Origin of the sequence: Devosia insulae DS-56, assembly GCF_000970465.2 — a bacterium.
In the GTDB taxonomy this organism is placed as follows: domain Bacteria; phylum Pseudomonadota; class Alphaproteobacteria; order Rhizobiales; family Devosiaceae; genus Devosia_A; species Devosia_A insulae.
The window spans coordinates 1-1425 of record NZ_LAJE02000042.1 but is presented as its reverse complement, the minus strand read 5'-3'; the positions used below and the strand labels follow the sequence as shown (position 1 = coordinate 1425).

The 1425-nt window shown below is 62.7% G+C and carries 2 protein-coding genes; one reads left to right on the top strand and one right to left on the bottom strand.

Going from position 1 to position 1425, the window contains the following annotated elements:
* Nucleotides 1-172 precede the first annotated feature (172 nt).
* Complete coding sequence (locus VW23_RS01560; protein ID WP_069907837.1) at nucleotides 173-532, bottom strand: c-type cytochrome domain-containing protein; 360 nt, start codon at nucleotides 530-532, stop codon at nucleotides 173-175.
* A gap of 244 nt (nucleotides 533-776) precedes the next feature.
* Between VW23_RS01560 and VW23_RS01555 the strand changes: the two genes are divergently transcribed.
* On the top strand, nucleotides 777-1425 hold a 649-nt coding region (locus tag VW23_RS01555; protein ID WP_069907836.1), incomplete at its 3' end, for a hypothetical protein.

The window sequence follows — 1425 nt, the reverse complement described above, 5'->3', positions numbered from 1 at the left end:
CAAGGGGGAGGGGAGCTCCCTCGATCACAGCATCCGAGAACCCCAGCTGACCCGTCCGCTTGATCGCCATCGTCGGCCTCCTCAATCAACCAGACGGAATCACAAATCGCGATTACGCAACAGGCCCTTTATGGGGGAGGCCGGGAGGGGGCCGTCTTTATCAGTCAACGCCTCACCGCTCCGGCATCCCCGCCTCCACCCAGCGGACGAACAGCGCGATCTGCTCCTCTGCCAGCGGGTAGCTCAGGAACGGCATGCGCGGCGTGCTGATCCCCTTGAGCCGGCGGATCAGTTCGCTGCCTTCGGGGTCGCCCGGCAGCAGCACCCGGCCATCCTTGCTGCCGGCAAGCGCCAGGGCGTAGCTGTCGAGGCGCAGGCCTTTCCCGGCGCCCTGGGCGGAATGGCACATGACGCAATGCTTGGTGACGATCGGGTTGATATCCGCCCAGGTCGGCGGCTGGCCCCCGGCTTCGGCGGCGGGTGTCGCCGTGGCCAGGCAGGCGAAGAGTAGCGCAACAGACGTCTGCTTCATGGTAGCGACCAAAGTCAGTGTTCGAGCGCGGCGAGGAAGTCATCCGGCTGCGTAATCGCTAGCACATCCCCAGGCGCGATGCGCGAGTTGCATTGTTGGTGTTCTGGATAGTCTTGGTAAATACGTGTCATCTCTAATGAATCTGACGTCAGCTGTTACTGGATGCGCTTGTTCGCAGCATGGTATGCTGCCCCATCGCCGCCGCTGGCCGCCCGCCTGCGGCGTTACGCGTGGGAGGAAGAACATGAGAAGACTGGTTCTGCTTGCACTGGCTGCTTCGTTCTGCCCGATGGTTGCATCGGCCGCCGATGTCAGCCTCGACGACATGCGCAAGGCCGTGGACAAGTACAAGGACGTGAAGGTGGCGCTGGCGGATGGCTATATCCTGCCTGAAAACCATTGCGTGTCGGCCGCCAATTCCGGGTTGCCGGCCGAGCTTGGCGCCATGGGGCTCCACTACATTCACCCGGGCCTGCTCGAGATCACCGGCACCGCCCCCAAGGTCGACGGCAAGAGCACCTACACCGACTGGATGAAGCCCTCGGTGCTGATCTACGAGCCGCAGGCCGATGGTTCGCTCGAGCTGGTGGCGGTGGAGAACCTGGTGTTCCAGGCGGCCTGGGATGCGGCGGGCAAGACCGAGGAGCTGGTGCTCAACGGGCGCGCCTGGGACCACATGGCCGACGACCCGGCGACGGCCGGCGACGAGGCGCATGGCTTCATGCCGCATTACGACCAGCATGTCTGGCTCTACCGCATCTACACATCTGACGCTGCCGACGATCGCACTAGTGTCAATTTCGGTGGTCGCCGCATGCTTAAAAAAATGAGAGAACGCACGACCAGTGATGATGAGTCTGCTAGACTAACGATACAACAATCGTACACACAGG